Source organism: Lysinibacillus sp. PWR01, assembly GCF_043359455.1.
Lineage (GTDB): Bacteria > Bacillota > Bacilli > Bacillales_A > Planococcaceae > Lysinibacillus > Lysinibacillus fusiformis_F.
Genome location: NZ_JBHERJ010000090.1, coordinates 1 through 24502, shown reverse-complemented (window position 1 = coordinate 24502; position 24502 = coordinate 1). Strand labels below are relative to the sequence as shown.

Annotated in this window: 26 protein-coding genes and 1 riboswitch; of the genes, 24 read left to right on the top strand and 2 right to left on the bottom strand. The window is 38.2% G+C overall.

Annotation, left to right across the window (positions count from 1 at the left end; all coding sequences use genetic code 11):
- The first annotated feature begins 26 nt into the window (after positions 1–26).
- The 11 genes from hmpA (at position 27) to ACEVFT_RS21135 (ending at position 7737) form a co-directional block, all read left to right on the top strand.
- Positions 27–1193 (top strand): NO-inducible flavohemoprotein, encoded by a 1167-nt coding sequence (gene hmpA / locus ACEVFT_RS21185; protein ID WP_205445981.1) that lies wholly within the window; start codon positions 27–29, stop codon positions 1191–1193.
- A gap of 224 nt (positions 1194–1417) precedes the next feature.
- Entirely contained in the window at positions 1418–1678 is a 261-nt protein-coding gene (locus tag ACEVFT_RS21180; protein ID WP_016992895.1) for a metal-sensitive transcriptional regulator, read from the top strand.
- 42 nt (positions 1679–1720) lie between these two features.
- Positions 1721–2062 (top strand): rhodanese-like domain-containing protein, encoded by a 342-nt coding sequence (locus ACEVFT_RS21175; protein WP_205445980.1) that lies wholly within the window; start codon positions 1721–1723, stop codon positions 2060–2062.
- 12 nt (positions 2063–2074) lie between these two features.
- A complete protein-coding gene (locus tag ACEVFT_RS21170) occupies positions 2075–2374 on the top strand; it encodes a rhodanese-like domain-containing protein (RefSeq protein ID WP_205445979.1) in 300 nt (99 codons plus the stop codon).
- Between the two features lie 63 nt (positions 2375–2437).
- The gene (locus ACEVFT_RS21165) at positions 2438–2986 is read left to right on the top strand and encodes a sulfurtransferase TusA family protein (protein ID WP_393951219.1); all 549 of its coding nucleotides are present in this window, start codon (positions 2438–2440) and stop codon (positions 2984–2986) included.
- Positions 2987–3003: 17 nt separating this feature from the next.
- Entirely contained in the window at positions 3004–3399 is a 396-nt protein-coding gene (locus ACEVFT_RS21160; protein ID WP_048394137.1) for a DsrE/DsrF/DrsH-like family protein, read from the top strand.
- Positions 3400–3477: 78 nt separating this feature from the next.
- Positions 3478–4605, top strand: a complete 1128-nt coding sequence (locus tag ACEVFT_RS21155; RefSeq protein WP_393951218.1) for an MBL fold metallo-hydrolase — start codon at positions 3478–3480, stop codon at positions 4603–4605.
- Positions 4606–4746: 141 nt separating this feature from the next.
- Positions 4747–4977 carry a sulfurtransferase TusA family protein gene (locus tag ACEVFT_RS21150; RefSeq protein WP_393951241.1) on the top strand — a complete coding sequence of 77 codons (231 nt, stop codon included), beginning with the start codon at positions 4747–4749 and terminating at the stop codon, positions 4975–4977.
- Between the two features lie 80 nt (positions 4978–5057).
- On the top strand, positions 5058–5834 hold the full coding sequence (locus ACEVFT_RS21145; protein WP_393951217.1) for a sulfite exporter TauE/SafE family protein: 777 nt from the start codon (positions 5058–5060) through the stop codon (positions 5832–5834).
- A gap of 12 nt (positions 5835–5846) precedes the next feature.
- A complete protein-coding gene (locus ACEVFT_RS21140) occupies positions 5847–6551 on the top strand; it encodes a DsbA family oxidoreductase (protein WP_393951216.1) in 705 nt (234 codons plus the stop codon).
- A gap of 235 nt (positions 6552–6786) precedes the next feature.
- Positions 6787–7737 (top strand): c-type cytochrome, encoded by a 951-nt coding sequence (locus tag ACEVFT_RS21135; RefSeq protein WP_205445974.1) that lies wholly within the window; start codon positions 6787–6789, stop codon positions 7735–7737.
- 37 nt (positions 7738–7774) lie between these two features.
- Here the strand turns inward: ACEVFT_RS21135 and ACEVFT_RS21130 are convergent, their stop codons facing one another.
- Positions 7775–9469, bottom strand: coding sequence for an FAD-dependent oxidoreductase (locus ACEVFT_RS21130; RefSeq protein WP_205445973.1), 1695 nt, complete (start codon positions 9467–9469; stop codon positions 7775–7777).
- Positions 9470–9719: 250 nt separating this feature from the next.
- On the opposite strand from ACEVFT_RS21130, the gene ACEVFT_RS21125 reads away from it, so the two are divergent.
- Together ACEVFT_RS21125 and ACEVFT_RS21120 are read left to right on the top strand one after the other, a co-directional pair.
- Entirely contained in the window at positions 9720–11708 is a 1989-nt protein-coding gene (locus ACEVFT_RS21125; RefSeq protein ID WP_393951240.1) for an ABC1 kinase family protein, read from the top strand.
- 343 nt (positions 11709–12051) lie between these two features.
- Positions 12052–13185 carry a C40 family peptidase gene (locus ACEVFT_RS21120; protein ID WP_393951215.1) on the top strand — a complete coding sequence of 378 codons (1134 nt, stop codon included), beginning with the start codon at positions 12052–12054 and terminating at the stop codon, positions 13183–13185.
- A 119-nt stretch (positions 13186–13304) separates the two neighbouring features.
- On the opposite strand, the gene ytvI is transcribed toward ACEVFT_RS21120, so the two are convergent.
- Positions 13305–14363: a sporulation integral membrane protein YtvI gene (gene ytvI / locus ACEVFT_RS21115; protein ID WP_205445971.1), complete on the bottom strand. Its 1059-nt coding sequence runs from the start codon at positions 14361–14363 to the stop codon at positions 13305–13307.
- A gap of 90 nt (positions 14364–14453) precedes the next feature.
- Between ytvI and ACEVFT_RS21110 the strand changes: the two genes are divergently transcribed.
- The 11 genes from ACEVFT_RS21110 to ACEVFT_RS21060 all read left to right on the top strand — a co-directional run bounded on the left by ACEVFT_RS21110 (position 14454) and on the right by ACEVFT_RS21060 (position 24380).
- Entirely contained in the window at positions 14454–15008 is a 555-nt protein-coding gene (locus ACEVFT_RS21110) for a hypothetical protein (RefSeq protein WP_205445970.1), read from the top strand.
- Positions 15009–15093: 85 nt separating this feature from the next.
- Positions 15094–15639 (top strand): glutathione peroxidase, encoded by a 546-nt coding sequence (locus ACEVFT_RS21105; RefSeq protein ID WP_393951214.1) that lies wholly within the window; start codon positions 15094–15096, stop codon positions 15637–15639.
- Between the two features lie 148 nt (positions 15640–15787).
- Positions 15788–15985, top strand: a riboswitch (cobalamin riboswitch).
- A 161-nt stretch (positions 15986–16146) separates the two neighbouring features.
- Positions 16147–16704 carry a hypothetical protein gene (locus ACEVFT_RS21100; RefSeq protein ID WP_205445968.1) on the top strand — a complete coding sequence of 186 codons (558 nt, stop codon included), beginning with the start codon at positions 16147–16149 and terminating at the stop codon, positions 16702–16704.
- Positions 16688–17638 (top strand): ABC transporter substrate-binding protein, encoded by a 951-nt coding sequence (locus tag ACEVFT_RS21095; RefSeq protein WP_393951213.1) that lies wholly within the window; start codon positions 16688–16690, stop codon positions 17636–17638. Before ACEVFT_RS21100 ends, ACEVFT_RS21095 begins: the two co-directional genes overlap by 17 nt.
- 145 nt (positions 17639–17783) lie before the next feature.
- Positions 17784–18551: a tyrosine-protein phosphatase gene (locus ACEVFT_RS21090; RefSeq protein ID WP_393951212.1), complete on the top strand. Its 768-nt coding sequence runs from the start codon at positions 17784–17786 to the stop codon at positions 18549–18551.
- A gap of 134 nt (positions 18552–18685) precedes the next feature.
- Entirely contained in the window at positions 18686–20053 is a 1368-nt protein-coding gene (locus tag ACEVFT_RS21085; protein WP_205445965.1) for an MATE family efflux transporter, read from the top strand.
- A gap of 2 nt (positions 20054–20055) precedes the next feature.
- Positions 20056–20889, top strand: a complete 834-nt coding sequence (locus tag ACEVFT_RS21080) for a putative RNA methyltransferase (RefSeq protein WP_393951211.1) — start codon at positions 20056–20058, stop codon at positions 20887–20889.
- A gap of 79 nt (positions 20890–20968) precedes the next feature.
- Positions 20969–21571 (top strand): lysophospholipid acyltransferase family protein, encoded by a 603-nt coding sequence (locus ACEVFT_RS21075; RefSeq protein WP_205445963.1) that lies wholly within the window; start codon positions 20969–20971, stop codon positions 21569–21571.
- A gap of 60 nt (positions 21572–21631) precedes the next feature.
- Positions 21632–22093 carry a low molecular weight protein-tyrosine-phosphatase gene (locus tag ACEVFT_RS21070; RefSeq protein ID WP_342441848.1) on the top strand — a complete coding sequence of 154 codons (462 nt, stop codon included), beginning with the start codon at positions 21632–21634 and terminating at the stop codon, positions 22091–22093.
- 200 nt (positions 22094–22293) lie between these two features.
- The gene (locus tag ACEVFT_RS21065; RefSeq protein WP_016992915.1) at positions 22294–23013 is read left to right on the top strand and encodes a YebC/PmpR family DNA-binding transcriptional regulator; all 720 of its coding nucleotides are present in this window, start codon (positions 22294–22296) and stop codon (positions 23011–23013) included.
- 71 nt (positions 23014–23084) lie between these two features.
- Complete coding sequence (locus tag ACEVFT_RS21060) at positions 23085–24380, top strand: arsenic transporter (RefSeq protein ID WP_342441847.1); 1296 nt, start codon at positions 23085–23087, stop codon at positions 24378–24380.
- Positions 24381–24502: the final 122 nt, after the last annotated feature.

Sequence of the window (24502 nt, the reverse complement as noted above, 5' to 3'; positions counted from 1 at the left end):
GTAATCACGAAAGGATGGTAAGCGATATGTTAAAACAAGAAACAATTCAAATCATTAAAGCAACAGTACCTGTATTAGAAGTTCATGGTGTTGCAATCACAAAGACGTTTTATAAAAATATGTTTCAAGCTCATCCAGAACTACTGAATATTTTTAATCACACGAACCAAGAGCAAGGTCGTCAGCAAACAGCACTAGCTAATACTGTTTATGCTGCAGCAGTTCATATTGAAAACTTAGAAGCAATTTTACCAGCAGTAATGCTTATTGCACATAAACACCGTAGTTTAGGAATTCTACCTGAACATTACCCAATCGTTGGGGAAAACTTATTAAAAGCGATTAAAGAAGTACTTGGTGATGCAGCAACTGATGACATTATTGGTGCATGGGCCGAGGCATATGGCGTTATCGCAGATATTTTCATTCAAGTAGAAGAAGAGTTATACCAAAAAACTGTGAACAATGGTGGATGGCGTCTATTTAAACCATTAAAAGTGGCGAAAAAAGTTGTGGAAAGTGACTTAGTAACTTCTGTCTATTTTGTAAATGAAGATGGTTCACCTCTACCAACTTATGAACCAGGTCAATACATCTCCATTCGAGTGAAAGTGCCAGGAGAAGAGTATTTAATGAACCGTCAATATACACTTTCACAAGCAAGTGCAGAAGATGGCTATCGTATTTCGGTGAAACGTGAAAGCGATCATACGCCAAATGGTAAAGTGTCGAATTATATTCACGATCACTTACAAGTTGGAGATTTAGTAGATGTAAGTGCTCCAGCTGGATTATTTGTGTTAGAAGAAACGGTTGCACCAATTACATTTGTAAGTGGCGGTATCGGTGTAACACCTTTAAACAGTATGTTGCAATCTTTAAATGATAATGCAGCGAATGAAGTGAACTTTATCCAATGTGCTCGTAATGAGAAAGTTGTAGCGTTCAGTGATGACATTCAAGAGAAAGTAAACGTATTACCGAATGCATCATATACAGCTTTATACTCTGATGAAGACAAGCTTATTACAAAAGAATTACTAGCTGAAAAAGTAGCTGATAATGCAGATGTTTATGTATGTGGCCCTGTAGGCTTTATGGAAGCGGTTATTAAAAATTTACAGGAAATTGGCGTGAAAGATGAAAAAATTCACTATGAATTCTTTGGACCAGCCATGCAATTAGCTAAATAAAAAATGAATTCCCTGCTATGAGTAATAACTCGTAGCAGGGTTTTTTTGTTGAAATAATAAGGAAGCAGATAGACGGGGTTAACGCAATGGGGAGAACATTGTACCCCGGAATTGTAGCACGATAAAAAAGTTTGAAGCTTTCATATTGACAATATACCTATAGGGGTATAATATGAATCTCGTAAGTAAATCCAATCAATCGTTCTGAAAGGGGGCGTAACAGAATGGCATATGGTCCAAATACTGCAAACCGTGTGAAGCGTATGGAAGGTCAAATGCGTGGTATTTTACGCATGATGGAAGAAGGTCAAAGTTGTAAAGATGTGATTACACAGCTATCTGCCGTGCGTTCTGCTGTTGACCGGACGATTGGTGTCATTGTTAGTGAAAATTTATTAGATTGTGTATCGACTGCTGAAGGTAATGCTGAAAAAATGAATGCTGCTATCCAAGAGGCGATGGATTTGGTTGTGAAAAGTCGATAGTTTGGGTATACCCATAGATGTATAAAAAGGAGGACAAATCATATGGAAATATGGATTATTATTGCGCTTATCGCAGCCTTTTTCTTTTGGCGAATGAAGCCAGCGAAGGGCGTTCAATCAATTTCTACAGCCCAATTAAAAGATATGCTGAATGATAAGGATAAGCTATTTATCGATGTACGCACACCTGCTGAGTATAAAGGTCGGCATATCTCGCAATTTAAAAATGTTCCGCTTGGATCGAGCTTTGAAAAACTACCGAAGGATAAAGAAATCATCGTTATTTGTCAGAGTGGCATGCGAAGTAGTCAGGCTTGTAAGCAACTGAAAAAGCAAGGCTTTGAGCGTGTTTCCAATGTTCGTGGTGGAATGAGTGCATACTAGGAGGAGAAAAAAATGAAAGAAATTACAGCCAAAGAAGTGCAGCAAACGATGGAGCAAGGAGGGAAGCTGAATCTTATTGATGTGCGAGAGGTAGATGAAGTAGAGGCTGGTCACATTCCAGGCGTTCTTCATATCCCGCTAGGTTTAGTAGAGTTTCGGCTACATGAATTAAATAAGAGGGAGTCGTATATTGTGGTTTGTCGATCAGGCGGACGAAGTGCTCGGGCTACTCAAATATTAGAAAGTAATGGCTTTAATGTAACTAACATGACTGGTGGTATGTTAGCCTGGGAGGGCAAAGTACAGTTATAGATTATATCTATATTTTTTTGAATAAAATAATACCTGTGTAGGTATATGAAGGATGTGGAAAGTATGAAGGCGGATTTTCAGCTAGATGCCAAGGGTCTTTCTTGCCCAATGCCGATTGTGAAAACAAAAAAAGCGATGGCTGATTTAGTAGATGGTCAAATTTTAGAAGTAGCTGCGACAGATAAAGGGTCAAAAGCTGATATTGCAGCATGGGCTGAAACTGTAGGTCATCAGTATATTGGTACTTTAGAAGATGATGGTGTGCTGAAACATTATATTCGTAAATGTACAAATGACCAAATAGAAGAAATGACATTTGAACAAACAATTGATCTAGAGCAAATCACAAGTCGTAAAGGATTAATTCTTGATGTACGTGAGGAAGCGGAATTCGCTTTTGGGCATATTGCGGGAGCAAAATCGATACCAATGGGTGAACTGGAGACGCGACTATCTGAGCTTGATAAAGAGCAGGAGATATACGTTATTTGTCGTACTGGAAAACGCAGTGACATGGCTGCGCAAAAGCTGGCTACACGTGGTTTTACGAAAGTATTTAACGTCTTACCAGGTATGACATCTTGGGCAGGCGATTTAACAAAAAATATTTAAATTGGAGGAATTTTATTATGTCGAACAAAGTAGCAATCATTGCAAGTAATGGTGGTTTATTTGATGCGTACAAGGTGTTTAATATCGCAACAGCTGCAGCAGCTTCTGAGAAAGAGGTAGCTATCTTCTTTACATTTGAAGGCCTGAATCTAATTCATAAGCAAGGTATGCATGCATTACCAATGCCAGCTGGAGCAGAACATTATGCAGAAGGCTTTACAAAAGCAAACGTGCCAGCTATTCCTCAACTAGTGGAGATGGCACAAGAATTAGGTGTGAAATTTATTGCTTGCCAGATGACGATGGATGTAATGGGTTTAACCACTGAAGATTTCATTGAGGGAATTGAAGTGGGAGGAGCTGTAACATTCCTTGAATTCGCGAAAGACGCAGCACCGTCACTTACATTCTAGTGACCTACCTATAAAAGCGGAGAGGACACCCCTCTCCGCTATAAAAAACATAAAAATAATACCGATGGGGGTAAAGAGATGTCAATTCGAAAATGGAGCGCATCACAAGTAGCTAAAAAGGTTATTCACAATGAAGAGTTGTTTATTTTAGATGTTCGTAATGCGGATGCATTCGAAGATTGGAAAATTGATGGACATCGTTTTGAGTACTTAAATATACCGTATTTTGAACTGTTAGATGGTATTGAGTTTATTTTACCGAAAATTCCAGCTGATAAAGAAGTATTAGTGGTTTGTGCTAAAGAGGGGTCATCATTGATGATTGCTGAGATGTTATCAACAGCAGGTCGTGATGTTGCTTACTTAGCTGGAGGTATGAAATCTTGGAGTGAGTATCTAGAGCCGATCAAAGTTGGCGATTTAACAGGTGGAGGCGAGCTTTATCAATTTGTTCGTTTAGGAAAGGGTTGTCTGTCTTATATGGTCCTTTCTGAAGGTGAAGCAGCTATTATTGATGCTGTACGTTTTATAGATGTATTTATAAACTTTGCAGAGCATAAAAACGTCCAAATTAAACATGTTTTTGATACACATTTACATGCTGATCACATTTCGGGTGGTCGCCATATCGCAGAGATGACAGGCGCAACCTATTATTTGCCACCTAAAGACGCTGAGGAAGTTGTGTTCCAATATACTCCGTTAGCTGATGGAACAAATGTTCAAATCGGAGCATCAAAAATAGACGTAGGAGCCATTTATTCTCCGGGCCATACAATTGGCTCTACTTCATTTGTTGTTGACAGCAAATATTTATTAACAGGAGATATTTTATTTATCGATTCAATCGGACGTCCTGATTTAGCTGGCCTTGCTGATGATTGGGTTGGGGATTTACGAGAAACGCTTTACAAGCGTTATCGAGAATTGTCTGATGACCTTATTGTCTTACCAGCACATTTTATGATTATTGATGAGCTGAATGAAGATGGAACGGTTGCGAAACGACTAGGGGATTTATTTGTACAAAACCATGGTTTAAATATTCAACATGAAGAAGAATTTAGACGTGTGGTAACAGATGAATTACCTCCACAACCAAATGCTTATCAAGAAATCCGTCAGGTGAATATGGGGAAAATAACACCTGCGTTAGATGAGCAAACAGAGATGGAAATTGGACCAAATCGCTGTGCTGTACGATAAAGCATGCTAAAGTGCAATGAGTATGCATGTATGCTTATTGCATGTAAATTTCGTGAATTGAAGGCGCTCATCCTTCATGAAGATATAAAACAAGAAGAACCGGCAAAATCGCTTACAACCTTTGCCGAGTCGAAGGAGATTATGATGAAATCAAGTTTACAACTAGATGCAAAAGGCCTTTCATGTCCAATGCCTATTGTGAAGACAAAAAAAGCAATAGATACCCTAATACCAGGGGAAGTTTTAGAAGTTCAGGTGACGGATAAAGGAGCTTTAGCGGATATTCCTGCTTGGTCAAAAGCTGGAGGCCATATCATTTTAGATCAATCTGAAGAGGCTGGCGTCATTACATTTTTCATTCAGAAAGCATAGAGCTGATTGAGGGTTGTCTATTACAGTAGAACAACCCTTCTTTCCTTTTGTTGAATACAGCCAGAAAGAAGGAAAAATAAATGGATATTGCATGGATCTTAACCATTTTACTTATTGGTTTTCTTGGTTCATTTGTTTCAGGGATGTTAGGTATTGGCGGTGCCATCATCAATTTCCCAATGCTACTCTATATACCGCCATTACTAGGCTTTGCGGCCTTTTCGGCACATGAAGTGTCAGGGATTAGTGCGATTCAAGTACTTTTTGCTGCTCTTTCTGGTGTTTGGATCTATCGCAAAGGCGGGTATTTAAATAAATCACTTATTATTTATATGGGGAGTGCCATATTAACGGGAAGCTTTATAGGTAGCTTCGGTTCAAAATTTTTATCAGAGTCTGGCATTAACATTGTCTATGGAATTCTTGCATTGATTGCAGCTGTGATGATGTTCATACCGAAAAAGCAAATTGATGATCAACCGATGCAGGCTGTTACATTTAATAAACCATGGGCGGTCCTATTAGCTTTCATTGTGGGTATCGGTTCCGGGATTGTGGGGGCAGCTGGTGGATTTTTATTAGTACCAATCATGCTTGTTGTCTTAGGTATCCCCACTCGTATGACCATTGCGTCAAGCCTTGCTATTACGTTTATCTCCTCGATAGGGGGTACCATTGGAAAATTGATGACAGGACAAGTTGAATATTATCCAGCCCTCATCCTAATTGTATCTAGTCTAATAGCGGCTCCTCTAGGTGCGAGAATAGGGGGCAAGTTAAATACAAAATTCCTACAAATTATTTTAGCGGTTCTTATATTAGCGACGGCTATTAAAATTTGGATGGATATATTATAAGGGGGTATGGTAATGAAAATTGAAGTTTTTTCCGATTTTACATGTCCATTTTGTTATATTGGTAAGCGAGAGCTTGAACGGGCAATTGACATTGCAGGCTATACAGGACAAGTGGAAATAGAATATAAAGCATTTCAAATAGGCCTGGATACACCGAAATTGAATGCACCATCCTTTTATGAGGCGATGGCTAAAAAATATGATGTTGTGCTAGAAGAAGTGGAAAATATGGTCGAGGGTATAGCTATGAGAGCAACGGAAGTTGATTTGCAGTATGATTTTGCTAAGATGACAACAGCGCATACGGAAAAGGCTCATCGTTTAGCGAAGTGGACGCAGCAATTTGGTAAAGCAGCCGCTTATACTGAAGCACTAATGGCTGGTTATTTTAAAGATGGTGAAGATTTAAATAACGATGAATTTTTATTAAATGTTATTGCGCAATTGGATTTGGCTAGAGAAGTTGCGGAGGGAATATTAGCTTCAACTGATTTTAGTGAAGAGCTAGACAAGGATCGCTATGATGCACAGCAACTTGGCGTGCGGAGTGTACCGTTCTTTGTATTTGAAAATCGTTACGGTATTAAAGGTGCTGAGCCGAATGAAGTGTTTGTGCGAACTTTGCATCAAACTGCTGAAATAGCTGGTATTCAGCCAACTGTAACGATAAATGGTAATGGAGAATCGGCATGTGCTGATGGCCAATGTAAACTATAAAAACTTTAAAAATGTCGAGTGCATATTTGTACTCGACATTTTTTGATTAGAAATAAATGTATACTACAAGAGGTATTAAGTCTTGTTTTCTGTGTTATAGAACAAAATTAAATGTATAATTTAACCATTTTTATCATCTGAATGGTTCTATTTTATTGTAGTGTGAGAAAAATCACATCCAATAAATTGTTATGTTGCTAAAATATAAGTGAGAATACAAAGGGGGGTATTATAGATGAAACCTATAGTAGCGGGAGTAGCAGGAACAGTACTGTTAGCAGGCGCCATTTTTGTTGGGACGTTTGTCAGTGACAAAATTTCAGTTGATTCAAATGCGAGTGAGAAAGAAGCGACAGTGCAAACGCAATTACCAACAACAGCAGCTGCTCAGTCAGTGGTCTATGCTCCGCCGAGTATTGATGAAGTACCAGATGGTCCAATGAAAGAAGCAATATTATATGGCTATGAACTTGTTAATAACACGCATGTTGCGGCAGATGAGTATGTAGGAAACCAACTATCCTGCACAAGCTGTCATGCAGGTGCTGGCTATGACGAGCAAGCCTCATCATTAGTAGGTGTAATGGCAAATTATCCACAATACATTGGACGCTCAGGTGGTGTGGTTACAATAGAAGAGCGCATTAATGGCTGTATGGTTCGCAGTATGAATGGTAAAAAATTTGAAATGAATAGTGATGAGCTGGAGGCTATGGTAGCGTATTTCGCGTATATTTCTGAAGGCGTTCCAATTGGCGCAAAACGTGAATGGGCAGGCACTAGTGATATGAAAAATGTCCCGATTCCGAATGTTGCCGACGGTGAGGAGCTTTATGCACAGTCATGTATAGCCTGTCATGCGGCTGATGGCGCTGGTACTGGTGCCAATACTGGTCCAGCTTTATGGGGAGATAATTCCTTTAATGATGGAGCGGGTATGGCACGTATGTCAAAAATGGCTGGTTATATTCAAAATAATATGCCAGTAGGTGCAGTTGGGACTTTAACAGATCAAGAAGCTGCTGATTTAGCTGCCTTTATTTTATTGCAAGATCGTCCAGAGTGGGCAAACCATGAAAAAGACTGGCCAAAAGGCGGGCGCCCAAATGATATCATGAATAAAGAAAAACGCGAACAAATTAAAAATGGTACGATTGATTGGGAAAAAGTACTGTCTACAAATTAACGAAAAGGGATGCTGTGTGAATGGCATCCCTTTTCGCTTAATTAAAATTATAAGCTGTAACAATTTTATCTCTGTTCGTTGTGATATCTGTAAAATATTCATATAAGCAAATGCCAAGGAATGATCCACTTACATTAAAGACATTAGAAAAACCGCTATTCTGAAGGGCCATGACAGCATTATAGCTACGTTGACCAGATCGGCAATGTACATACACTGGTTGATCCTTCGGTATCTCATTCATTCTTTCCCGAAGTTCACTTAAAGGTATATTGTGCGCATTGATAAGATGACCACATTCAAATTCATTCTTTTCGCGTACGTCTAGGATGTAGGCATGATTTTCAATGAGTTTTCTTACTTCATCAACTTTTACCTGTTTGAAGTGTCCGTGTAATAGATTTTGAGCTACAAGAGCTGCCAAATTGACAATATCACGAGCAGTGCTAAACATTGGAGAATAGCTTAACTCTAGTTCCTTCAAATCTTCTAAAGTACCGCCCATTGTGATGAGGGTAGCTATAACATCAATCCGTTTATCTGCATTACCCTTACCAATAGCTTGGGCTCCAAGGATTTTACCAGTTGGTGTTTCATAAACAAGCTTGAAGTGAAGTGGATTACTATTTGGCATTAAACCTACTTTGTCAGGAGCTATCAAATAAACACTGTTTGCCTGGAATCCATTTGCTAGGGCTGTTTTTTCGTTCAAACCCGTTGTTGCACATACAAGGTCGAAAATTTGTACACTTGAAGATCCGATGACTCCTTTGTTGTGTTGAGGGATGTTATACATATGATTAGCTGCAGCACGTGCTTGTCGTTGAGCGGGACCAGCTAAAGCGAGGCGCGTCTGTTTATGGGTAAGCTGATGGAAAACTTCAATCGCATCTCCAACGGCGTATATGGAAGAATCAGATGTCACGTAATTAGCATCAACTTGAATACCTCCGAGTTCACCGATTGTTAGCCCGGCCTCTTGAGCTAAGCGGATTTCAGGGCGAACACCAATTGCTAATACAACTGCTTGTGCTTTCAATTGTTTGCCCGAATTCAACGCCACATAATCTGGTGCAACTTTTGCAAGACCGTCATTGACAATGACTTGAACTCCTTTATCAGTCATTTCTTTGTGTAATATTTGAGCCATGTCATAATCAAAAGGGGCCATAATTTGTTGCCCGAATTCAACTAGAGATACATTATAGCCTGCTAGCTTCAAATTTTCCGCTACCTCTACACCAATGAAGCCCCCACCGATCACTGCAATATCTTGTACATTATCTGTTTGTAGATATTGATTTAAACGGTCAATATCCACCACATTTCGAATGGTAAAGACGTGCTTAGAATGAATGCCCTCTAAGTCAGGAACGATAGGACTTGCTCCTGGGGATAGCACTAACGTATCGTAACTTTCCTCATAATCTCTATTCGTTTTTAAATCCTTAATGGTGATGGTTTTTTGCTTTCGATTAATGTGTACAACTTCTTGCTGAACACGAGCCTCGATATTGTATTTTGTTTGAAAGCCTTGAGGTGTCATTAAAATTAATTTGTCGCTATTTTCAACAATCCCGCTTAAATGGAAGGGTAGAGAACAATTAGAGAATGAAACATTCGGCCCTTTTTCGAACATAATAATTTCTGCCTTTTCATCGAGACGGCGAATACGTGCTGCTGTGGAGGCACCACCTGCAACGCCACCAACTACTAAAAATTTTTTACTCAATTGTAAACACTCCTTTTCTTAGTAAATACATAATGGGGTATTTAAAAGCTATTAAATAAGGGTTTTGTTTCAAATTACTAATGAATTATATAGTTTTAATACTACAAATAAATAATATACCCTTATAGGTATTTTATCAAGGTATAGACTTAATAAATTTTCCGAGGTGTTCCTTGTTAAAGAAAGTTGGTGCACAAATTTGCTATACTAGCGGTAGTAGGAAATGGAAATGGCACAGGGGGTGACACTGTTGATCTTTTTGAAGTTTTTAATCCAAATCCTTGTAGTATCGGGTTTGATTTATATTGTGAGTGGACGATTAATTGGCTCAAATATCAATTTTGTGCGAAGAGTGCTTTCAGTCGTTATTAGCGTGACATTAACCTCTTTTGTTTACTGGTATTCTTATCTGCGCCATACAGATTTTTTGTCAGAAACGATGATGCAAACAGTTACAGAGGTAAGCACACTGATTTGGATTGGAAGTATGCTACTCATTTCGATGTTGCTTTATTTGGTATTTGAGCTTTTTGACCCAAGTGGCATTACAAATGGAGATCGCCGTAACGGCCAAAAATCTTTATTATTGCGATTGCGTAGCTATTGGCGACAGCAGAAACGTCTGCGTCAGGTATTAAAAATTGCTGTTACAAACGGTGTCGTACAAACGATTAAATATGCGAGGCAACGGGAAAATGAAAAAGAGCTTGCGATTGCTTTGCGAGCAACACTAGAACAATGTGGTGGGATTTTTATCAAATTTGGCCAGGTGCTCTCCACACGAAAAGAACTTTTTTCACCTATTTTTATTGATGAATTAGAAAGGCTTCAACACCGAGTAAAGCCTTTACCGGAGGAGCAAGTGAAACAAATTTTAGAGAGGTCTCTTCCACAATCCACGGACGAAATATTTAGTCAATTTCAAATGGAGCCCATTGCAGCAGCTTCTATTGGTCAGGTGCATAAAGCGCGGCTTAAAAATTATGAAGAGGTGGTAGTCAAGCTATTGCGTCCAGAGGTAAAGGGAATTATGCGCGATGATCTTGAAATTTTAGAGGAATTTGCTAATTGGCTATCCACAAAATCGACCTGGGCAGAATCATTAGGCTTTCGAGAGCTGGCTGGTGGATTTGCAGATGGACTACGTGAGGAGATTCATTTAGATATTGAAGTACGTAATACGCTACAGGTGAAGAATGCGCTAGCGAAAAGTGATTACAAGGTTCGAATTCCTAAAATATTTACGCCTTACAGTAATGAAAATATCATTGTGATGGAGTATATTCGCGGACAAAGTGTGGCAGATGGGGCATCTGAGTTCAATCGTTTGTCTATTGATCGTAGGTCGTTTGCAAGAACAGTACTGTATTCATTTTTTGAGCAGATGCTATTCTCTGGTATTTTTCATGCAGACCCACATCCAGGGAATATCCACATAGATGAAACAGATGGCACGCCAGTCTTGCTTGACTTTGGGGCAGTAGGACGCTTAGGTGCAACACAGCAAGAAGGCTTGAAGTTATTTTTGATGGGCATTCAGCTGAATGATTCAAGCGTTTTATATGATGGTTTAACATTATTAGTGGAAAATGCTGATCATGCAGAACGTGCAAGAATGGAGCAGGCAATCGATCAAATATTACTGAAAATTTCCTATGTTGACCGTATACCTACTGAAGAATTAATTCATGCGCTATTTACAGTGGTAAGAGATTTTGGACTTGCATTTTACCCAGCGGTGGGATTGGCTCTCCGCTCCTTAGTGACGCTAGATGGCACACTACGGGTAATTGATTCACGTTTTGATATTTTTACAGAGGCAAAGGATTTTTCTGCTACATATATGCGTGCCTCTTTCCTAAAGCCATTTAAAGAACCGATGGCAACTAAGGAGCGTCTGCAAGAAGAATTATCCATGCTTATACCAACTTTACGTAAAATGCCTAGAAGAGTCGATCAGCTCATTCAGCGGGTTGAAAGTGGAAAAATCATTTTACATCATGATGTTTTTTCGGATGAACATAATGCCCGTTTTATTACACATTTGTTCTCTCGATTTGTATTGCTGCTGGTGGGGATAACCTTTGGTATTATATCTGTCGCTCTCTTAGCTATTTCACAATTTATCCATGATTCTTATGCGGTATATTTGAACACAGCGGCTTATTTAGGTTTATTTTTATGTGCTATTTTGTTAGTGAGATTATCTATACAAGCATTAAGGTCAATGAAGCAGTAGGTAGGGGAATTTTTCCCTACCTTTTTTATTTGATACCATGAAATATTACAAAATCATTACAAACTATTAGTTGGGTCTAATGTCGAATTAGCTAATAGTTTCCTTGTGTAGAAGAAAACGGTGTTTTGTAGAATAATGTAGTTTAAGTGCGAATGTTACAGAAATATTTCGAGTTTTACTAATGTATTAAATAGACATGAAATAGTATAAAAGTTATGTAGAAAATGCTAAACTTTAAAAGGCTAAAATAAATATAAGAACATTTGATTAAAATAGAAATCGTTCAAGTGATTACATAGAATATCGAGAGCGAAATTGATAGATGAAGGGAAATGAAGGTAACGTGGCTAAGCGTAACAAATGGCGTAAGTCGATGGTGCTAGCATTGGCACTAGCTGGCGGCTTATTATTTAATACAATTCAACCAACAGAAGTACAAGCCGAAGAAACTTCTCAACAAATGATCGAGAAAAAGGCTGAGATAGATGCACAAATTAAAAAATTACAAGAAGAACTAACAAAATTACAACAAGAGATCGACGCAAAAGTAAAGGTATTTAAACAAGTGCAAGCTGATATTAAAGAAGTGGATGCTAGTATTGTTGAAACACAAAAACGCATCGAGCAACGTTCAAAAATTTTAAGTGAACGTATGGCTGCATACCAAGCACAAGACAACACTGTAGGTGTTTATTTAAACGTAGTTCTTGAAGCAAAAAGCTTTGCAGATTTAATGGACCGTGTCGTAGCGGTAAAAACATTAATGGATGCTGACCAAGAATTAGTGGATCAACAGGAAGCGGATAAAGCAAGCTTAGAGCAACAAAAAGCTACATTAGATGAAAAACAAAAAGAACTTCAAAAACAATTCCAAGAGCTTCAACAAAAGGAAAGCGAAATGGAAGTGAAGAAAGCTGAAAACGAAGCGAAATCACTTGCATTAAAAGCTGAAATTGCAACGAAACAAGAAGAAGAACGTTTAGAAGCAGAGCGTAAAGCAGCTGAAGAAGAAGCAGCTCGTTTACGTGCTCTTCAAGCAGCTACACCAGTAGTACAAGCAACTCAAAATAATGGTGGTGGCGAACCACAAAAAATTATTGTTGGGTCGGGAGCTGGTACTGTCTCTTCAGGAGATGCCATTTCTACAGCTAAACAATTTTTAGGACGTCCATATGTTTGGGGTGGTAGCAACCCATCAACAGGTTTTGACTGTTCAGGTCTTGTACAGTGGTCTTATAAACAAGCAGGTGTTTCTTTACCACGTACAGCATCACAACAATATTTAGCAACACAACGCGTTTCAGCAAGTGAAGCACGTGTTGGAGATTTAGTATTCTTCAGCTATGGTTCAGGTGTAGCACACGTAGGTATTTATTTAGGTAACAACACGATGATCGATGCTCAAAACAATGGTGTTGTAATTGAATCACTTGATTGGTGGAATCAATACTTAGTAGGCTTTGGTCGTATTCAATAAGCCTCACTATCATATAGACGATTGACATACGGAAAAGGTCATCTTTGTAGAGAAAAAAATACAAAGATGACCTTTTTATGTTGATTTTGAAGAGAGACTTTCGAACATATAGATTGCTATCAAATTTTAAAATTTACTTTGATGACACCTGTCTCTTTTAAAGCAATAAAGAATATAATAACAAATGGGCCAACGAGTAAACCGATAATACCAAATAACTGTAGACCTATGAACATGGCAATTAATGTCGGCAAAGTAGATAACCCGATATGGTCTCCCATTAATTTAGGCTCGACTACTCGACGAATAATCAGTAAAATAGCAGCTAAGATGAATAATTTTACAGCTATAGATGTGTTTCCCATCAAAAGGTGATAGAGCCCCCATGGCGCTAAAATAATGATGGAGCCTAGGAATGGTACAATATCTATTAACCAGATAATAATCGTCATCGTTACCGCATATTTCGGTTGGATTAATAGCAGTCCAATGAGTGTGACGCCTCCAATGATAAAGCTTACAAATAAGTGCGCCTTCATATAGCCAAATGTTGCATCTTTTAAGCGATTTAAAATAATTTTTATCTTTTTTGCCGTATTTGGCTTTAAATATTTATAAGTGATTTGCTTTAACTTAGGCAAATCAAGCATAAATAGGAATAGAGCAATCATATAAACGAGAAGACTGATAAATAGGCTGGGAATCTCTGAAAAGAATGCTGAAACTTTGCTATAATTAAAGAAGCTTAAAAAGAATTCTTCAACTTTCTTAATGAAATCCATTGTGGTTTTTTGAAGCGAAGCACTTACTTCAGGTGGAAAGTCTTCTGTGTATTTAGAAATATTTTCTTGCATATGAAGCCACATATCTGATAGCTTGGAAATATAATAGGGAGCTTGCTTAGACAGTAAAATTATTTGCGTCATGATTTGTGTAATGGAAAGATAGCAAATAATAGATATAACAATAACACTCACTATGTAAATAAAAGCAACTGCTATTTTCCGTGACATTTTCCATTTCCGCTTAAAGAACATGACAATTGGTTCTAAGAAAAATGCACTAATCCCAGCGAATATTAAAGGCATGGACACAGGGATAACAAAATAGGCAGCTATAAGTAGGGATAAAATCACAATCAACCGAAAAATCAATTTCCTAGCATTAAATTTATTCATAAACTCACCTTCTTTGCGAAAAAAATTAAGTTAAGTGTACCATAAATCAAATTTTATTACGTTCTGAAACAATAAAGGTAGGGATAAATTATGGAAAAAGAGATTCTGCAACTTTTTAATAATCTAACAGAGCATGATCGCGATATTCAATATGAATCTTACGAGGAATTATTGAAGATTATGCAGGAACCCGTAGATTGGACATATGCAGTTTGGGAACAGCTAATAAAAGCACTTACATACAAAAATGGATATTCTCGTGCACGTGCTGCACAAATTTTATGCGCTTTAGCTGCAAAAAGTGATCCAGAAGAAAGGGTATTGGAGGATTTCTTAAAGATTTGGGCTGTGACTTATGACGAACAATCCGTCACAGCAAGGCATGCATTACAAGCAATTTGGAAAATTGGGCAAGCAGGACAGGTACAAAGAGATCTGGTTGTGTCATATCTAGCTAAAAGATTTCAAACATGTATAGATGAAAAGCAGCCATCTCTCATTCGACAGGATATTATTATGTCATTTAAAAAGCTATATGATCAAACAAATGACTCGAAATTATTAGACATTGCCCATCGTTTAATTAATGAAGAGCAAGATGCTAAATATAAAAAGAAGTATAAGTCAGCCATCCGTTCAAAGTAGCGAGATGGTGTTTTTTTGGGCAAATTCTTTGATGATCTGTTGACTAGTCAACTATAATAAACGAAAAACTATAAGGGGTTATGGCATGAGCATTTATAATTATCTAGTACGGAAGCCTAATGGTGAAATTTTATCGATGGAAACATATCGTGGAAAAACAATGTTAATTGTTAACACGGCAAATCAATGCCGATTTACATATCAATTTGAAGATTTACAAAAAATGTATGATAAATATGGGAAAGAAAATTTTGTAGTCCTTGGCTTCCCCTGTGATCAATTTGGTCATCAAAATCCTGAAGATGGGGAGGAAACTAAGCATCTTTGCAAGGTGAACTATGGAGTCACATTCCCGATTTTTGAGCTTGTACAGGTAAATGGTGAGGCTACACATCCACTCTTTAATTATTTAAAGTATGAAGCGGATTTTCGCGAATTTGGTAAGGCAAGTATGCAGGAGAAAATGCTTGCTGAAGCAATTGTTCAACTTGCCCCAAGCTTTTTAGATGGTCGTAATATTCGCTGGAACTTTACAAAGTTTCTAGTAGATGCTGGTGGTAAGACTGTCGCGCGCTTTGAGCCAACGGATTCTCAGCTCGATATCGAACAGGCAATTGAAACACTATTATAGTCTATAAATTTTTTTAATAATGTAAAAACTTATAAAATGGTTTTAAATTTTCTCTTATAGTAGAAATATTGCTGTATGTATAAAGTTATCCATGCGCAGCACAACTATTTTTTCTGAAACATATATGATAAACTGCTTTACAAATGAATTATTCTTGCAGAATAAAGGTGCTAGTTAGCATAATCGGGAATCCGGTGAAAAACCGGAGCTGTTTCCGCAACTGTAAGTACAGCCATTATAAAGATTTACCACTGTCTCAAAGAAGATGGGAAGGTTCTTTATAACTCATTCGTTTCATGTAATGAACTGTACAAGCCAGGAGACCGACCTTTATTTGAACGTATAAAAACTTCTCGGAAGCTAGGAGGATATACGGCAAAAACATAGGCTAAGTCGAGTTTGATGGCGATCATTATGTTATTTTTGTCGTTCCTTTGCAAAAGGAGCGGCTTTTTTTATGCCTTTCATGTAAGAATTTTTCATTATAGAAAGTAGGGGGGACAGCAAGTGAAAAAAGATGCACGTTATTCTTGTTATCCATTTATGCGTGAGAAAGCTTCAACGGTCGATTTTGAAATTCGAACGGATAGCCTCACAACACATCTAGGAGTTGCATTAGCTGCAGTAAAAAAAGAGGATATTCAAGTTGTTGCAGAGGATTTAATGCTTATTTTACCTATGGCTTATCATGTCAATGGCTCAGTTCGTGGAAAACTAGCAGTAACTGAAGAGGATTTATCTTGGTTAAGTGAGCGTTATGACTTTTACGTTGGTCATGTGAAGGAAGAGATTCAAAGTTTTGTTTTACCTCAAGGAACTGAGGCCGCTGCTGCTTTACATCTTTGCCGCAGTGAAGCAAAAAAATCATATCGTACCTTACACAAAGTATCAGAAGAACGAGAGGTTCCTGCTATTCTTTTCGATTACCTTGGCTTATTAGCTAATGTATGTTTTGTCATGGCTGTTTTTATGAATCAGCAAGCAGGAATAGCTGAAATACCGTTTATTAGTAAATCATACCCAATGAAAAAGAAAAAGGAGAATAATAATGAAGAAAGTATTTAAATTCCAATGGCTATCAGTGCTCTTGCTTGCACTGATATTAGCAGGCTGTGGCACTGCTGAAGATACAAAAAACAAAGATGCTTCACAGGATACACAACACACAGAGAAAACAAGCTATAAAGTGACAGATGACCGTGGTGTTGAAATAGAGTTTAATGAAGTTCCAAAAACAGTTGTATCATTACAACCAAGTAATACTGAAATCTTGTTTGCTCTAGGTGTTGGCGATAAAATTGTAGGGGCAACTGAGTACGATACTTACCCAGAGGAAGCACAAAAAATTGAACGTGTCTCTGATACTATGAATTTTAACAGTGAACGGATTTTAGCGTTAAAGCCAGATGTTGTCATTGCTTATACAATCGGTGATAAGGATGCACTAAAGCCGCTTGAAGATGCAGGAATTAAAGTGTTTGTTATTCAATCTGCGACTACTTTCGATGATGTTTATGGAGATATCGAACAAATTGCTGCTGTGATGGATGTTGCTGATCAAGGAAATAAATTAAACGAAGAGATTAAAGCGAAAATTGCTGAAGTACAAACGAAGGTGAAAGACGTAAAGACGCCGAAAAATGTTTATTTAGAGGTTAGCCCTAAGCCAGACATTTATACAGCGGGCTCTAGCACTTTCCAACAAGAAATACTAGATGCAGCTAATGTTAATAATGTTTTTTCTGAATTGAATAGTTGGGCGCAAGTTTCTGAGGAAGATGTGATTGCGAAAAACCCAGACGTTATTTTAACGACAGTAAACTATACAGAAGATCCAATAGGAGAAATTCTTGCGCGTGATGGTTGGAATACTGTGACAGCTATTCAAAACAAAGCGGTATTATCTCTTGATACAGATATCTCGAATCGACCTGGTCCACGTATTGGTGAAGCTGTAGAATTAGTAGCGAAGGCTGTATATCCAGAGTTATTTAAATAAGAAATGTTTCCATGCTAGCTGTAAGCCTTTCAGCTAGCATTTTTGATGTGGTTTTAATTATTACCTAGCGTGAAAATTGGAATTAATTTAGTTTGTTCTTTAAAATAAAAGTAAGTATGCTCGATCATTTTAGGAGGTGTAGTGATTGGAACAATTAGAGACAAAGGCGATTCCATTTGAGGCAGTCTATAATTTCCGAGACATGGGTGGATATAAGACAAGTGATGGACGTAGGGTAAAGAACGGTTTATTTTACCGCTCAGCCGCTCTTGGGAAAATGACACTGGCGGATAAAGAGCTATTTGAAACGTTAGGGATTAAAACCATTTTTGATTATCGTGATAACAGTGAGGCGTATCATAATCCTAACCCTGTGTTCTCACACGCTCAATATATTCAAATTCCAGCGAAGGGCAATCATTCTTTTGAAATGCCTACAAATGCTGGGGGGAGAGATTTCTATAAAGTAGTGAGCCCTGAAATGTTCCGGGATTTTTATGCACAAATGCCGTTTAATAATCCTTCATTTAAAGAGTTAATGCTAACTATTCAAAACCCTGATAATTTAGGACTTGTTCATCATTGTGCAGTCGGAAAAGACCGAACAGGGATAGGAGGGGCCCTTATATTGCTAGCTTTAGATGTCCCTGAGGAGACGATTATGGAAGACTATTTAGATACGAATATACATTTACGTCCAATGGTAGAAAGAATGGCTCAGGCTATTCAGCATCAGTATAATGACCAAGAGCTACAGCAATTTTATGCATTAATGTCCGCTCGCGAGGACTATTTACAAGCAGCATTAGAAGCTATGGATCGCCGTTACGGTTCAAAGATTGGGTTTTTAGAGCAGGAGTTTGGCCTAACAATTGAAAAACGAGAGCAATTGCAATCCTATTGCTTAATTTAAAATGGCCCCTTTCACACTTAAGTGAAAGGGATTTTTTACGTGGAAGCGCTGTCTTCCTATAAACCTCTTTACAGTCTGAAAATTTGTGATAAGATACAATAGATTTTTAAGAAAATATAGGAGAAGTGAAAGTATTGGCAGACACAATTAAAGAGACAAATAAGTTAAGTTTATTCCATTTAACATGGCCTATCTTCTTAGAAGTATTTCTATTTATGTTGATGGGACTAGCCGATACTTTTATGCTCAGTGCCTTATCAGATAATGCTGTATCAGGAGTAGGTGCAGCCAATCAATATATCCATATAGCCATCTTGATACTGGAAGTAGTGGGCAATGGTGCATCTATTGTTGTTTCACAGTATTTAGGTTCAAGACGCTTTTTTGAAGCAGCGAAGATATCGGCGTTAGCGGTCACAATGAATTTGGTCGTTGGACTTTTAATGAGTATTTTATTTTTCTTCTTTGCGAGACATTTGATGACGATGATGAACTTGCAGGGAGAAGTACTCCACTATGCACAAAGTTACTTAGTCATCATTGGGAGTTTTATTTTCCTACAGGCAATTATTAATGCACTTGCTGCAATTATTCGTGTTCATGGTTGGACAAAACAAACTATGTACGTATCATTTGGCATGAACGTCTTACATGTTGTGCTAAACTACGGTCTTATATTTGGGAATTTAGGTTTACCAGAGCTTGGTGTGAAAGGAGCGGCTATTTCCTCTGTCATTAGCCGCGCTTTAGCTGTACTAGTATTTTTCTGGTTGCTATATCAGGTAATGGAAGTGCGCGTGAAGTTACAATATTATTTTGAGTATTCAAAGGAATATGTAAGGAAAATACTAAACATTGGTTTACCATCTGCATTTGAGCAGGTACTTTATCAGTTTTGTCAGATCATCTTTTTATATTATGCGACTTACTTAGGCGCAGAAACACTAGCAGCACGACAGTATGCTATGAATATTTCGATGTTTACGTATTTATTTGCAATTGCCATTGGTACAGGAACCGCCATTATTATTGGTCGTCATGTAGGTGCAGGAGAGAAAGATGAGGCGTATCATCAGCTATGGAAAAGTGTTCGTGCAGCATTTGTTTTTACGATTATTATGGTCGCGGTCGTTACGATTTTCCGTAAGCCCCTCATGCAAGTTTTTACTGATAATCCAGAGGTCATTAAGATTGGAGCGTCCGTGTTAGCTCTAAGTATTTTACTAGAGACTGGCCGCACGATGAATATCGTTGTTATTAACTCTTTACGTGCTTCTGGAGATGCCAGATTCCCTGTGAAAATTGGTTTTCTATCGATGGTTTGCATGAGTCTTCCGCTTGGCTATTTATTTGTATTTGTGTTGGATTGGGGCTTGGTCGGAATTTGGCTAGCGATTTCAGCAGATGAATGGGTACGTGCAATTATCGTATACTTTAGATGGAAAAGCCGTAAATGGGAGCGTTATGCTCTCGTTTCACCGAACGACGAGAAGGAGGCATAGAAATGGGCGCATTATCTAAACGTGCTATAGGAGCAGCATTAATGGATCAACATATCACACTTTTTGCTTGTCCTATATGTCAGCAATCAATGCATGTCTATGAGCAGGGGAGATTGGTTTGTTCTTCTAATCATTCTTTTGATATTGCGAAGCAGGGCTATGTCAACATGCTGACACATAACGCTGCTTCTAAATATAGTAAGAGTCTCTTTGAATCCCGCAAGGCTGTTATTGATAGTGGAATTTATGATGCTGTAGAAGCGCGAATCGGTGAGCTTATAACCTCTGCAAAAACGGTGCTAGATACTGGTTGTGGAGAGGGATCACATTTAGCTCGCATTATGAAAGATACAGATCATGGTGTTGGCATTGGTATCGACATAGCAAAGGAGGGTATTTTGGCTGCCGCACGTCATTATCCACAACAAATTTGGTGTGTAGGTGATTTAGCCAAAAGTCCATTTGCTAAAGCAAGCTTTGATGCGATTTTAAATATTTTATCGCCTGCAAATTATGAGGAGTTTAAACGACTTCTTACACCGAATGGCTGTCTTGTAAAGGTTGTACCGCAAAGTGGCTATTTGCAGGAGCTGCGTGCTCAATTATATGCAGATTCAAACAAGGAAACTTACTCCAATGAACAAATTGTGGCTCGTTTTCAGGCTAGCTTTCGGGAGGTAAATGTAGAACGTGTAACTTATACTTTACCGCTTGCAAAAGAACTAGTACCTGCGTTATTAGAGATGACACCAATGGGCTGGCATAAAAAAGAGGAAACAGCCATTGTCTTAAAAGAAATTACGATTGATGTGGATCTATTAGTAGGGAAGCGTTAAGTTGGTCACCTGCAATTGCAGTATACTGGTCTTTTCGATTACAATGGGAATAAACATTGAATAAGGTAGGAATGTAACAGTGTATAAACTAGCAGCAAATGTTGTCAAAGTAATATTAAAATTAATGGGTTCAAAGGCTCGTGTATATGGAGAAGAAAACTTGCCGAAAGAGGGCGGGTTTATTATCGCTTGTACACATACAGGCTATGTTGATATTTTAAACCTTGGTGTAGCCATGTACCCTCGTGAAATTCACTTTATGGCAAAGAAGCAATTATTTGAAATGAAAGGGCTTGGCTGGCTTGTTAAGCATTTAAATGCTTTTCCAGTAGACCGTGATAATCCTGGGCCGAGCGTGATTAAAATTCCTTCACAGTTATTGAAGGAAGGTAAAATTGTAGGGATTTTCCCCTCTGGTACACGCAGCACAGAAGGAACGGATTTAAAGCAAGGAGCCATTACCATTGCACAATTGGCAAAGGCGCAAATCGTTCCAGCTGCTTACGTTGGTGCGCGTAATGCTGGTGATGTGATGAAGCGTGGCAAAGGCTATTTAATTTATGGTGAGCCATTTTATGTAACAGGTAAGGGCAAAGAAGGTCGTGAGCAGTTTACTCAACACCTTGAGCATGAGCTTGTTGCTCTAACAGAAGAATTACAAAAACGTATTCCCGTAAAATAAAAGCAAATGGCACTCAGAATCAAATTGATTTTGAGTGCTTTGTTGTAGGAGGAAAATAAAATGATTCGAGTACTTTTCGTATGTTTAGGTAATATTTGTCGCTCTCCCATGGCAGAGGCGGTCATGCGTGACTTGGTGAAGAAAGAGCATTTAGAAGAAAAAATTGAAGTGGATTCTGCTGCCACTAGCTCATGGCATATCGGTGAACCTCCTCATCGGGGTACACAGGATAAGCTTAAGGAATATGGTATTTCCACAATAGGCATGCAAGGTCGACAATTACTAAAGGCTGATTTTGAAAAGTTCGCTTATATTATTGGTATGGATGAAAGCAATATTCGCAATATCCGAACGATGCTAGGTAATCCTCACTCACCAAAGGTTTTTCGTTTTTTAGATTTAACAGCGCATGGCAAAGATGTCCCTGACCCTTACTATACAGGTGATTTTCAGGAAACCTATGATTTAGTACAAGAAGGTTGTCAGGCATTACTAGCAAAAATTAAACAAGAGCTGTTGTAAGATGGCGCTAAAAACGTAAATTTTAACAGCGATTTCTTCAGAAAAATGCTACCTTAAACATTGGTATATCTAGCTTTGTAAGCATCATTGTGTTATTATTTGCAGAGTAAAGATACGATAAGTATTTAATTACCATTTACAGATATGCAACTGTGTATCTATTATTTTTATAAATTATCTTTTGAAAGAGAGTGGAAACAATGGGTCGTAAGTGGAACAATATTAAAGAAAAGAAAGCGTCTAAAGATCAAAGCACAAGCCGTATTAATGCAAAATTTGGGCGAGAAATTTATGTGGCAGCTAAATCAGGCGAACCAGATCCAGAGTCAAACCGTGCCCTTAAAGTAGTGCTTGAACGCGCAAAAACATACAGTGTTCCAAAACATATTATAGAAAAAGCCATCGATAAAGCAAAAGGTGGCGGTGATGAAAACTTTGATGAATTACGTTATGAAGGCTTTGGACCAGCTGGCACAATGATTATCGTGGATGCTTTAACAAACAATGTAAATCGTACAGCCTCTGATGTACGTGCAGCATTTGGTAAAAATAACGGGAATATGGGTGTTAGTGGATCTGTAGCTTATATGTTCGATTCAACAGCAGTTATCGGCTTAGAAGGTAAAACGGCTGATGAAGTACTAGAGATTTTAATGGAAGCGGATATTGATGCTCGCGATATTCTAGAAGAAGAAGAAGCGGTTATTATTTATGCAGAACCAGATCAATTCTTTGCGACACAAGAAGCATTGAAGGCTGCGGGCGTAGAAGAATTTACAGTAGCAGAGCTTTCTATGCTTCCTCAAACAGAAGTGACTTTAACTGGCGACGATGTAGCGAAGTTTGAAAAACTAATCGATGCATTAGAAGATTTAGAAGATGTACAAAACGTCTTCCACAATGCAGATTTAGGCGAATAAACAGATCAATAACTTGAGTAAACCAGTAGCATTTAAGCTACTGGTTTTTAATTAGGGGAGGAAAGGAAACGATGCAGACTGCTTTAGCTATTATTTTATTTTTAGTTACGTTATTTTTTGTCATAGTGCAACCACGAAAACTATCAATTGGCTGGTCGGCCTGTATAGGAGCAGCTATAGCACTATTAATAGGAGTAGTAACCTGGCATGATGTGTTAGAGGTAACTGGAATCGTTTGGAATGCAACGCTATCATTTATTGGCATTATTTTAATTTCACTTATCTTAGATGAAATTGGCTTTTTTGAATGGGCGGCTCTACATATGGCACGACTTGCAAAGGGAAGCGGAATTCGCTTATTTGTTTATATTAGTTGCCTTGGAGCTGTTGTATCGGCTTTGTTTGCTAATGATGGGGGTGCTTTAATACTAACGCCGATCGTTTTAGCGATGGTGAGGAAACTGAACTTGACTGAAAAAATGATCTTTCCATTTATTATTGCAAGTGGTTTTATAGCAGACACAACCTCCTTACCTTTTGTTATTAGCAATTTAACGAATATCGTATCAGCTGATTTTTTTGACATCGGCTTTATAGATTATGCAGTTCATATGGTCGTACCGAATTTCTTTTCGTTAGTGGCAAGTATAGTAGTCCTTTCCATTGTTTTTCGTCGTTCCATTCCACGACACTATTCTCTTGAGGCAGTTGAGCAACCAAAGCTGGCAATCCGAGATCCCAAATTATTTTCGATCGCTTGGTTTGTCATTGCGATTCTGTTAGTGGGATTCGTAGCTGGTGAGATTTTACATATCCCTGTATCCTTTATTTTATGTGGGGTCGCTGCTATTTTCTTAGGGCTTGCACAGCGTAGTTCTGTTGTAGATACAAAGAGGGTTGTAAAAGGAGCGCCATGGAGTATTGTGTTCTTCTCAATTGGCATGTATGTGGTTGTCTATGGCTTGAAAAATGTAGGGATGACAGGATTGCTAGCAAATTTATTAGAGCAAGCTATACAGCAGGGGTTCGTAGTAGCAACGATGACGATGGGTTTTGTTGCTGCCATTTTGTCTGCTGTCATGAACAATTTACCTACTGTTATGATTGATGCATTAGCAATTTCCGAAACAAGTGCAACAGGCATGATGAAAGAGGGACTGATTTATGCCAATGTAATCGGTACGAATTTAGGTCCAAAAATGACACCGATTGGCTCACTGGCAACATTGCTATGGCTGCATATATTAGCCCAGAAAGGCATTAAAATTAGCTGGGGACAGTATTTTAAAATCGGTGTTATTCTTACCATTCCGACACTGTTCGCCACTTTACTTGCGTTAATTATGTGGATTTGCTTCATATCATAGATTGATTGTCGAAATAGTTAAAAAAATAGTACAATATGTACTATTCATGTTGTTGAAAAAAGATGATGTCAACGGCAGAAAAAGCAACTTTGCAAGGTGAGGGGTTGATTTCCGTTCCGCCA

What these genes read in the sequence shown, in the direction of transcription:
- ACEVFT_RS21070 (WP_342441848.1), top strand. Translation starts at nt 21,632, where the DNA reads ATGATTCGAGTACTTTTCGTATGTTTAGGTAATATTTGTCGCTCTCCC.
- ytvI (WP_205445971.1), bottom strand. Translation starts at nt 14,363, where the DNA reads ATGAATAAATTTAATGCTAGGAAATTGATTTTTCGGTTGATTGTGATT.
- ACEVFT_RS21150 (WP_393951241.1), top strand. Translation starts at nt 4,747, where the DNA reads ATGATGAAATCAAGTTTACAACTAGATGCAAAAGGCCTTTCATGTCCA.
- ACEVFT_RS21135 (WP_205445974.1), top strand. Translation starts at nt 6,787, where the DNA reads ATGAAACCTATAGTAGCGGGAGTAGCAGGAACAGTACTGTTAGCAGGC.
- ACEVFT_RS21080 (WP_393951211.1), top strand. Translation starts at nt 20,056, where the DNA reads ATGGGCGCATTATCTAAACGTGCTATAGGAGCAGCATTAATGGATCAA.
- ACEVFT_RS21155 (WP_393951218.1), top strand. Translation starts at nt 3,478, where the DNA reads ATGTCAATTCGAAAATGGAGCGCATCACAAGTAGCTAAAAAGGTTATT.
- ACEVFT_RS21105 (WP_393951214.1), top strand. Translation starts at nt 15,094, where the DNA reads ATGAGCATTTATAATTATCTAGTACGGAAGCCTAATGGTGAAATTTTA.
- ACEVFT_RS21160 (WP_048394137.1), top strand. Translation starts at nt 3,004, where the DNA reads ATGTCGAACAAAGTAGCAATCATTGCAAGTAATGGTGGTTTATTTGAT.
- ACEVFT_RS21170 (WP_205445979.1), top strand. Translation starts at nt 2,075, where the DNA reads ATGAAAGAAATTACAGCCAAAGAAGTGCAGCAAACGATGGAGCAAGGA.
- ACEVFT_RS21180 (WP_016992895.1), top strand. Translation starts at nt 1,418, where the DNA reads ATGGCATATGGTCCAAATACTGCAAACCGTGTGAAGCGTATGGAAGGT.
- ACEVFT_RS21145 (WP_393951217.1), top strand. Translation starts at nt 5,058, where the DNA reads ATGGATATTGCATGGATCTTAACCATTTTACTTATTGGTTTTCTTGGT.
- ACEVFT_RS21175 (WP_205445980.1), top strand. Translation starts at nt 1,721, where the DNA reads ATGGAAATATGGATTATTATTGCGCTTATCGCAGCCTTTTTCTTTTGG.
- ACEVFT_RS21095 (WP_393951213.1), top strand. Translation starts at nt 16,688, where the DNA reads ATGAAGAAAGTATTTAAATTCCAATGGCTATCAGTGCTCTTGCTTGCA.
- ACEVFT_RS21110 (WP_205445970.1), top strand. Translation starts at nt 14,454, where the DNA reads ATGGAAAAAGAGATTCTGCAACTTTTTAATAATCTAACAGAGCATGAT.
- ACEVFT_RS21065 (WP_016992915.1), top strand. Translation starts at nt 22,294, where the DNA reads ATGGGTCGTAAGTGGAACAATATTAAAGAAAAGAAAGCGTCTAAAGAT.
- ACEVFT_RS21140 (WP_393951216.1), top strand. Translation starts at nt 5,847, where the DNA reads ATGAAAATTGAAGTTTTTTCCGATTTTACATGTCCATTTTGTTATATT.
- hmpA (WP_205445981.1), top strand. Translation starts at nt 27, where the DNA reads ATGTTAAAACAAGAAACAATTCAAATCATTAAAGCAACAGTACCTGTA.
- ACEVFT_RS21165 (WP_393951219.1), top strand. Translation starts at nt 2,438, where the DNA reads ATGAAGGCGGATTTTCAGCTAGATGCCAAGGGTCTTTCTTGCCCAATG.
- ACEVFT_RS21060 (WP_342441847.1), top strand. Translation starts at nt 23,085, where the DNA reads ATGCAGACTGCTTTAGCTATTATTTTATTTTTAGTTACGTTATTTTTT.